The organism is Streptomyces sp. SAS_281 (assembly GCF_052542855.1).
This window is the reverse complement of sequence record NZ_JBMNDO010000205.1, coordinates 1-7850: the sequence shown is the minus strand read 5'-3', so window position 1 is coordinate 7850 and position 7850 is coordinate 1. Positions and strand designations below refer to the sequence as shown.

The window sequence follows — 7850 nt, the reverse complement described above, 5'->3', positions numbered from 1 at the left end:
CACGGTCCAACGTCAGGTCATCGGCGAAATGCCGGTCACCGGTCGCGTCGGGCACGTACTTCACACAGACAACGATCCTCAAGCTCACGCCGGCTCTCCCTGTACCTGGTGGTGTCCTGCGGGAATCCTATGGCACTCAGTACCCTTCGTAAAGGTACCCAGTGTCAGATAGTTGCTTTCGGTGTTACGTTTCCGGCATGACCGAAGACCGCCGGCCGGCCAAGAAGCCCCCCATGCGTGACGTGCTCGCCGAGGCGGCCTTCGCGCTCTTCCTGGAGCGCGGGTTCGAGCGGACCACGGTGGACGACATCGTCGCGCGGGCCGGGGTCGGCCGGCGGTCCTTCTTCCGCTACTTCCCTTCCAAGGAGGACGCGGTCTTCCCCGACCACGAGCGGTGCCTGGCGGACATGACCGCGTTCCTGGCGGACGCCGACGGCGCGGACCCGGTCGCCACGGTGTGCGACGGCGCCCGGCTGGTGCTGCGCATGTACGCGGAGAAGCCCGAGTTCTCCGTGCAGCGCTACCGGCTCACCCGCGAGGTGCCCGGGCTGCGCACGTACGAACTGTCCGTGGTGCGCCGTTACGAGAGGACCCTCGCCGGCTATCTGGAGCGGCGCTGGGCCGGGGACCCGGACGCAGGGCCCGACGCCGCGCTGCGCGCCGAGGTGATCGCCGCCTCGGTCGTCGCCGCGCACAACAACGGGCTGCGGTCCTGGCTGCGTTCGGGCGGCGAGGGCGACGCGGGGGCCGAGGTGGACCGGGCCCTCGAACTGGTGCGCGCGGTGTGGGGCGGGGCGGCCCCGCGGACCGTCGCGCCCGCGCCGGACCCGGAATCCGCCGCCGTGACCTCTTCCGCGGGCGACGACGAGGTGATCGTCATGGTCGCGCGCAAGGGTGCCCCGATGTGGCGCGTGGTGCAGCACATCGAGTCCGCCCTCGGCACCGCCTGAGGCCCCGGCCGCCATTTCGCGGCACTCAGTGCCTTTACTCCTGGAACTAAGTGCCATACGGTGCCGGTGTGCCGTCGTCGAAGGTGCGGCGCACCGAGTCGAGCGCGGGAGGCGGAACGTGTTCAGTACCGGAATCGACGTGATGGGGCGGCCGGCTCGCGACGCGGCGGAAGCAGACAGCCAGGAAGGGCTCGTCTATCAGGTGTGCCGCTGGTGCCACACCGCCTCCTTCCGTAAACTCCTGTGCCCCGTCTGCGCGTCGAGCGATCTCCGATCCGCGCACAGCGACGGCCACGGCGTGGTCATCCGCTCCAACGTCGTCAACCGCTACTCGCGCATCATGCGCAACGAGTCCCTGGTCCGCTTCCCCGAAGGCTTCGTCTACCGCTGCCGGATCGTGGGCGCGGCCCCGCACCTCGTGAACGTCGGCGACCGGGTCCGCCCGGCCGGCGGCCGCACCTCCGTGTCCGGCGAGGTCGTACTCGAAGTCTGCGACCCGCCCGGCTCGGCCGACTGGTACTGAGGCCTCACGCCTCCGGACAGCGCAGCACGGCGAGGACGCGCCGGTTGTAGCCGGTGGTGTGCGCGAGACCCAGCTTGTCGAAGACGGTGTTGAGGTTCTTCGCGACGGCACTCGGCGAGATGCGCAGCTTCCGCGCGATGGCCGCGTTGGTGGCCCTGCGCCAGCGTCTCCAGCACGGTGCGCTCGCGCGGGGTCAGCCGCGACAGCGGATCTCCGTGCGTGCTGCGGATGACCAACTGCGCGGGACCCCGTCGTGCAGATCGCGCTCGACGCGCCGGCGCTGCCGGTCCACCGCCCGCACCACCGCGGCCCGACTGGCCGCCGGCTCACCGATGCGCCGCCTGAGCGACTCCCGCTCGCCGGGTCCGTAGCACTCCCCGGCGAGCCGGGCGTCCAGCGCGGCGAGCGAGAACAGCCCCTGCACGTCGAGGAAGAGGAGGACGGGGCCCAGGACTGCCTGGGTCAGCAGCTCGCCCCAGCCGAGCGTGGAACGGGCCACGCCCACCGCGAGCAGCCCGGCCGGCGGGAACAGGTTCTCCAGGGCGATGGCCAGACCGGCCCCCGGGGCGCCGAGGGTGTCGATCAGGTCGGCCGCCCAGCCGGCGAAACCTCCGGCGGGCTCCTGCGGCAGAGCGAGCGGGACGGGGTGCATGGAGGGCTCCAGACGGACGGCCGCCGGGGCACCCTGCCCCGGCCCCCAGCCACGCCAGGAAGCGGAGGAGCACGCCGGTATGAGGGTCGCCGCCGTCCGGGGTGCGGTTTACCGCAGGTGCGCCCGTCGAAGACGGCATGCCCAAGTCATCCGATGAACGTTGCCCGTTCTCTTCTCCCGGAGGGGTGACGCCGCTACCATCGGGACGCGAAATGGGAGCGCTCCCACGTCCGTTCACGCCCTTAACCGCCGTTGTCGGCGGTCCTGTTCGGAGGAGACGTTTCCGTGCGCACAAGCGCAAGACCCTTCGCTGCCCTGGTGGCGGCACTCACCCTCACCGCCGGGCTCTTCGCCGCCGGTGCGCCGGCGTCGGCGAGAGACCATGGCGCCACCGCGTCCGCCAAGGCATCCGATGTGTCCCTCGCGGCGGACACGTACGACTGGAAGAACGTCCGTATCGACGGCGGCGGTTTCGTCCCCGGGATCGTCTTCAACCGGTCCGAGAAGAACCTCGCCTACGCCCGCACCGACATCGGCGGCGCCTACCGCTGGGACCAGGCCGGCAAGCAGTGGAAGCCGCTGCTCGACTGGGTGGACTGGGACCACTGGGGCTGGACCGGGGTGGTGAGCCTCGCCTCGGACTCCGTCGACCCGGACAAGGTGTACGCCGCCGTGGGCACCTACACCAACGACTGGGACCCCACCAACGGCGCGGTGCTGCGCTCCTCGGACCGGGGCGCGACCTGGAAGGCGAGCACGCTGCCGTTCAAGATCGGCGGCAACATGCCGGGCCGGGGGATGGGCGAACGCCTCGCGGTCGACCCGAACAAGAACTCCGTGCTGTACCTCGGCGCGCCCAGTGGCAACGGCCTCTGGCGGTCCACCGACTCGGGCGCCACCTGGTCCGAGGTGACGGCCTTCCCCAACCCGGGCAACTACTCCCAGGACCCGAGCGACACCAGCGGCTACGGGAACGACAACCAGGGCATCGTCTGGGTGACGTTCGACGAGCGCAGCGGCAGCGCGGGCAGCGCGACCCAGGACATCTACGTCGGGGTCGCCGACAAGGAGAACACCGTCTACCGCTCCACGGACGGCGGGACCACCTGGTCGCGGATAGCGGGGCAGCCGACCGGGTACCTGGCGCACAAGGGCGTACTGGACTCCGACAACGGCTACCTGTACCTGACCCTCAGCGACACCGGCGGCCCGTACGACGGAGGCAAGGGGCGGATCTGGCGGTACACCACCGCGACGGGTGAGTGGAAGGACGTCAGCCCGGTCGCCGAGGCGGACACCTACTACGGCTTCAGCGGGCTCACCGTGGACCGGCAGCATCCCGGCACGGTGATGGCGACCGCGTACAGCTCCTGGTGGCCCGACACCCAGATCTTCCGCTCCACGGACAGCGGCGCGACCTGGACCCGGGCGTGGGACTACACCAGCTACCCCAACCGCTCCAACCGCTTCACCCAGGACGTCTCCTCGGTGCCGTGGCTGACCTGGGGCGCCAACCCGACGCCGCCGGAGACCACGCCCAAGCTGGGCTGGATGACCGAGGCGCTGGAGATCGACCCGTTCGACTCGAACCGCATGATGTACGGCACCGGCGCCACGATCTACGGCACCGAGAACCTCACCAACTGGGACTCCGGCAGCCAGTTCAAAATCACGCCGATGGTGAAGGGCCTGGAGGAGACCGCCGTCAACGACCTGGCCAGCCCGCCGTCCGGGGCGCCGCTGCTCAGCGCGCTCGGTGACATCGGGGGCTTCCGGCACACCGACCTCGACGCGGTGCCGGACATGATGTTCACCTCGCCCAACCTCACCTCCACCACGAGCATCGACTTCGCCGAGGGCAGCCCGAACACGGTGGTCCGGGTCGGCAGCGCCGACGCCGCCCCGCACATCGGCTTCTCGACGGACAACGGCTCCAACTGGTTCCAGGGCTCCGAGCCGTCCGGGGTGACCGGCGGCGGCACGGTCGCGGCGGCGGCCGACGCGAGCGGCTTCGTCTGGAGCCCCGAGGGCGCCGGGGTGTACCGCACGACCGGGTACGGGAGTTCGTGGTCGGCGTCGACCGGGATTCCGCAGGGCGCGACGGTCGAGTCGGACCGGAAGAACCCGAAGAAGTTCTACGGGTTCAAGGCCGGCACCTTCTACGTCTCCACCGACGGCGGCGCGACCTTCACGGCGAAGGCGTCGAGCGGCCTGCCCACCGAGGGCAACGTCCGCTTCAAGGCGGTCCCCGGCACCGAGGGCGACATCTGGCTCGCGGGCGGCGCCACGACGGGCGCGTACGGCCTGTGGCACTCGACCGACTCGGGGGCGACCTTCACGAAGCTGAGCGGCGTCGGGGAGGCGGACTCCGTCGGCTTCGGCAAGGCGGCGGCGGGCGCCTCCTACCAGACGCTCTTCGTGTCGGCGAAGATCGGCGGGGTGCGCGGCATCTTCCGGTCGACCGACGCGGGCGCCACCTGGACCCGCGTCAACGACGACGCCCACCAGTGGGGGTGGACCGGCGCCGCGATCACGGGCGACCCGCGCGTCTTCGGCCGGGTGTACGTGTCCACCAACGGGCGCGGGATCATGTACGGCGACTCCTCGGACAGCGACGGGGGCGGCACGGACCCGGGCACCGACCCCGGGACCGACCCCGGCACGGACCCGGGCACCGACCCCGGCACCGACCCCGGTGACGCCGCCTGTTCGGTGACGTACAAGGTCACCAACCAGTGGTCCGGCGGCTTCCAGGCCGATGTGACCCTCACCAACACGGGCAGCGCGGAGCTGGACGGCTGGAAGCTCGCCTGGACCTTCCCGGACGGGCAGAAGGTCGGCCAGATGTGGAACGCGACGCCCGCGCAGGACGGCGCGAAGGTGACGGCCGCCAACGTCTCCTGGAACGGCCGGGTGGCGCCGGGCGCGTCCGCGGGCTTCGGCTTCACGGGCACGCTGACCGGCGGCAACACGGCACCGGACACCTTCTCGCTCGGTGAGGAGGTCTGCGCCACCGGCTGACGCGGGGTGCGGGGCCCCGCGTCGGGGGGCGGGCCGGGCGGCCCGGGCCCGTCCCCCGGCACGGCCTTACTGGCCCCGTACAGGTTCGTCGGCCATACTGCCCGCCGTGGAGCAGCGCATAGACCCGAAGACCCAGCCCGCGTACGCCGCAGGGACCGACCCGGCGTACATCCCCGGTCTCACGGCCCCCCGACCCGCCGAAGCGGTGGACGAGGAGCCGGAGAACACCGGGGAGCCCGCCCCCGAGGACGCCGTCCCGGACGCAGTCGCCGAGCCGCCGGCCGGCGAGGCGCCGGTGGCGCAGGACGAGGAGCACGAGGAGGAGCAGAAGGAGAGCGACGAAGAGGCTTCCGAGGGGCCCTCGTTCGAGGTGAGCGACCGGCGCGGCTCGATCTCGGCCGGTCCCGGCGGAGTCCGGTTCACGCTGGACGACCAGCAGGCCGACTTCGACTGGGACGAGATCGGCGCGGTCGAGCTGAAGCCGGCCCGCTTCGGCCGCCGGTTCACGGTCACCGTCCACCTGTCGTCCCAGCGCTGGTTCAACGGAGAGGCGGAGGCGCCGTCGCGCAGCAGCCTCAAGGAGTGGACCGAGGGCTTCGACGCCGTCCTGGACGCCCACTTCGAGGAGTCCTGACGGGGACTCCGGCCGGCCTGCGCCCCGCCCCCTTCCCGGATCAGGGCTCCGCTCCTCGAACGCCGGCGGGGCTGAACTCCAGCCCGGCCGGCGTTTGAGGACAGGGGGTCCGGGGGCGACGCCCCCGATCAGGCGTCCGCCAGGACCACCGAGCGGGTCAGATGGCGGGGGGCGTCAGGGTCGAGGCCGCGGGCGGTGGGGCGCGCCACCGCCAGGCGCTGGACGCGGACCAGGTCCGCCAGCGGGTCCAGGTCGCTCTCCACCCAGCGGGCACCGGTCTCCAGAAGCTGTTCGCGCAGGCCCTCGGGGGCGCCGCCGAACATCCAGGTGGCGGTGGTGTCCGTGGCGATGGAGATCGGGCCGTGGCGGTACTCCATCGCGGCGTACGACTCGGTCCAGGAGAGCGACGCCTCCTTCATCTTGAGCGCCGCCTCGTTGGCGAGGCCGGTCGTCCAGCCGCGCCCGAGGAACGTGAACTGCGCGCAGTCCACCAGGCCCTCCGGCAGCGGCTCGGCGAGCGCCCGCTCCGCGTCCCGGACCGCGGCGTCGGTGTGCAGGCCGAGGTGCGCGCGCAGCAGCGTCAGCAGCGTGGTGGCGAACCGGGTCTGGACGACGGACTGTTCGTCCGCGAAGTCGAGGACGACGACCGCGTCGGCGGCCGTCATCACCGGCGTCTCCGGGTCGGCGGTGATGGCCACCGTGGGCGTGGTGCCGCTCAGCCGGCCGAGGAGTTCGAGGACCTCGGTCGTGGTGCCGGAGCGGGTGAGCGCGACGACCCGGTCGTAGCGGCGGCGGGTGGGGAACTCGGACGCGGCGAAGGCATCGGTCTCGCCCTGCCCGGACTCCTCACGGAGCGAGGCGTATGCCTGAGCCATGTAGAACGAGGTGCCGCAGCCGACGACGGCGACGCGCTCGCCGGGCGCGGGCAGCGCGGCCGCGTGACTCGGTGCCAGCTCCGCTGCGCGGCGCCAGCACTCCGGCTGACTGGCGATCTCGATCTCGACGAATGACACTTTGCACTCCGTACTGGTGATGGGATGCTCGTTTACGCACGTTACTCGCGATGAGCGAGCATTATCAAGCATTCTGCGTGCACGGGGCTTGACTCGCCCGAGCCTTGTGCGACGCTTGCGCCTGTCCGGTGATCGCGCCCAAGGGGATGGGTGCCCGCAGCCCGGACCTGTGAGGAGAACCGCCTTGTCCAGGGATGCCCGGTGGAACGCACTGCTGGAACTCGTAGGTAAGCACGGCCGGGTGGACGTCGAGGACGCCGCGAGGACACTCGACGTCTCGGCCGCGACCATCCGGCGGGACCTGGACCAGCTCGCCGAACAGCAACTGCTCACCCGTACCAGGGGCGGTGCGATCGCCCACGGCGTCAGTTACGAGCTGGCCCTCCGTTACAAAACGGGGCGCAACGCGCCGGAGAAGCAGGCCATCGGCCGCGCCGTCGCCGAACTCGTCGCGGTGGGCGAGGTGGTCGGCCTCACCGGCGGCACCACCATCACCGAGGTGGCCCGCTCGCTCGCCGTCCGCGCGGACCTGGTGGGCGACGGGGCCGGCGGTGCGGCGGGCCAGCCGACGCTGACGGTGGTGACCAACGCCCTCAACATCGCCAACGAGCTGGTGATCCGGCCGCAGATCAAGATGGTCGTCACCGGTGGGGTCGCCAGGCCCCAGTCGTACGAGCTGACCGGCCCGCTGGCCAGTGGGGTGCTCGGCGAGATAACGCTCGACGTGGCCGTCCTCGGCGTCAACGCCATCGACACCGAACGCGGCGCGTACGTGCACCACGAGGGCGAGGCCAGCATCAACCGGCTGCTCGCCCAGCAGGCCCAGCGCGTGGTGGTCGCCGCCGACTCCTCGAAGATCGGCAAGCGGGCCTTCGCCCGGGTCTGCGACCTCTCCCTGGTCGACTTCCTGGTCACCGACCGGGGGATCGCCCCCGAGGCGTCCGCCCGCTTCACGGAGGCCGGTGTCACGGTCATCGCCGTCTGACCCCCAGGATTCTCGGGGGAGTTCGAAGGCGTTCCCTCGCCGTACCCCCAGCGGGCCGCCGCGCACACGTTG

6 protein-coding genes and 3 pseudogenes are annotated in these 7850 nt (G+C 71.6%); 5 read left to right on the top strand and 4 right to left on the bottom strand.

All coding sequences use genetic code 11. The features are described 5' to 3' along the window. Positions 1-88: pseudogene (locus ACN6LM_RS37195) on the bottom strand (electron transfer flavoprotein subunit beta); the annotation flags it as partial. Between the two features lie 109 nt (positions 89-197). Here ACN6LM_RS37195 and ACN6LM_RS37190 point away from each other — a divergent pair. Together ACN6LM_RS37190 and ACN6LM_RS37185 are read left to right on the top strand one after the other, a co-directional pair. Then, the gene (locus ACN6LM_RS37190; RefSeq protein ID WP_445069848.1) at positions 198-950 is read left to right on the top strand and encodes a TetR family transcriptional regulator; all 753 of its coding nucleotides are present in this window, start codon (positions 198-200) and stop codon (positions 948-950) included. Positions 951-1068: 118 nt separating this feature from the next. After that, positions 1069-1473, top strand: coding sequence for a Zn-ribbon domain-containing OB-fold protein (locus ACN6LM_RS37185; protein ID WP_445069847.1), 405 nt, complete (start codon positions 1069-1071; stop codon positions 1471-1473). Positions 1474-1477: 4 nt separating this feature from the next. Here ACN6LM_RS37185 and ACN6LM_RS37180 read toward each other — a convergent pair. Together ACN6LM_RS37180 and ACN6LM_RS37175 are read right to left on the bottom strand one after the other, a co-directional pair. Further along, a pseudogene (locus tag ACN6LM_RS37180) lies at positions 1478-1712 on the bottom strand (response regulator transcription factor); the annotation flags it as partial. A gap of 281 nt (positions 1713-1993) precedes the next feature. Then, positions 1994-2125, bottom strand: a pseudogene (locus tag ACN6LM_RS37175) (DedA family protein); the annotation flags it as partial. A gap of 285 nt (positions 2126-2410) precedes the next feature. Between ACN6LM_RS37175 and ACN6LM_RS37170 the strand changes: the two are divergent. Both ACN6LM_RS37170 and ACN6LM_RS37165 read left to right on the top strand, forming a co-directional pair. Then, positions 2411-5146 carry a cellulose binding domain-containing protein gene (locus ACN6LM_RS37170; protein ID WP_445069846.1) on the top strand — a complete coding sequence of 912 codons (2736 nt, stop codon included), beginning with the start codon at positions 2411-2413 and terminating at the stop codon, positions 5144-5146. 106 nt (positions 5147-5252) lie between these two features. Further along, the gene (locus tag ACN6LM_RS37165; protein WP_445069845.1) at positions 5253-5780 is read left to right on the top strand and encodes a hypothetical protein; all 528 of its coding nucleotides are present in this window, start codon (positions 5253-5255) and stop codon (positions 5778-5780) included. A 128-nt stretch (positions 5781-5908) separates the two neighbouring features. Here the strand turns inward: ACN6LM_RS37165 and ACN6LM_RS37160 are convergent, their stop codons facing one another. Then, entirely contained in the window at positions 5909-6793 is an 885-nt protein-coding gene (locus ACN6LM_RS37160) for an SIS domain-containing protein (protein ID WP_445069844.1), read from the bottom strand. Positions 6794-6977: 184 nt separating this feature from the next. Here ACN6LM_RS37160 and ACN6LM_RS37155 point away from each other — a divergent pair, with 184 nt between their 5' ends. After that, positions 6978-7778, top strand: a complete 801-nt coding sequence (locus ACN6LM_RS37155) for a DeoR/GlpR family DNA-binding transcription regulator (RefSeq protein WP_445069843.1) — start codon at positions 6978-6980, stop codon at positions 7776-7778. The last annotated feature ends 72 nt before the right edge of the window (positions 7779-7850 follow it).

What these genes read in the sequence shown, in the direction of transcription:
- ACN6LM_RS37190 (WP_445069848.1), top strand. Translation starts at nt 198, where the DNA reads ATGACCGAAGACCGCCGGCCGGCCAAGAAGCCCCCCATGCGTGACGTG.